Origin of the sequence: Cecembia lonarensis LW9 (assembly GCF_000298295.1) — a bacterium.
GTDB lineage: Bacteria > Bacteroidota > Bacteroidia > Cytophagales > Cyclobacteriaceae > Cecembia > Cecembia lonarensis.
In genome coordinates this window covers 1-700 of the sequence record NZ_AMGM01000291.1, presented here as the reverse complement: position 1 = coordinate 700, position 700 = coordinate 1, and the positions used below count along the sequence as shown (strand labels likewise).

Here is a 700-nt window from a genome sequence, read left to right as displayed (position 1 = left end):
ATTGCCTCCATGGTTGAGCGCCCTGGCATGAACCCGAATTGGTTGTCCGAAACCCGTGTCTCTTGCCTCAATCTATGCTCAATGACTCTCTCCCAGAGCTTCATTGTATGACTCATTAGCTTAATACCCCTATAGTTCATGCAATTTTGTACGTCGCCCTTATTCTTGTAGATAGGCACCAAAGTGCTCGTTCGCCACTCATTTGGCATCTTCTTCGTTTTCAAAATCCTATTGAAAAGGTCAGTGAGCCATGTTATACCTGTCTCTCCCAAAAGTTTCCACACTTCGATTGGTATATCGTCTGGGCCTATTGCTTTTCTATGCTTCATCTTCTTCAAAGCTACAACCACTTCTTCCTTCCGGATTCGACGATAAAAAGAGTAGTTTCTACACTCTTCTGAGTTACTCAACTCCCCTAAAGAAGCACTCATTTCATGTCCTTCATTGAAAAGATTATGAAAATAACCTCTCCATCTGTCTTTAACCGCGTTCTCTGTAGCAAGAACCTTTCCATCCTCATCCTTGATGCACCTCACTTGGTTTAGGTCCCTTGTCTTCTTTTCCCTTGCTCTAGCTAGTTTATAGATATCCAACTCTCCTTCTTTGGTATCTAGTCGCTTATACATATCGTCATAAGCCGCTAACTTAGCTTCTCTCACAGCTTTCTTCGCCTCTTGCTTCGCTATTCTATACCTTTCAC

1 protein-coding gene is annotated in these 700 nt (G+C 42.7%); it reads right to left on the bottom strand.

What is annotated here, in order from left to right; translation table 11 throughout:
• The coding region (locus B879_RS24195; RefSeq protein WP_040401634.1) for a reverse transcriptase family protein at nucleotides 1-700 on the bottom strand (700 nt) is incomplete at both ends.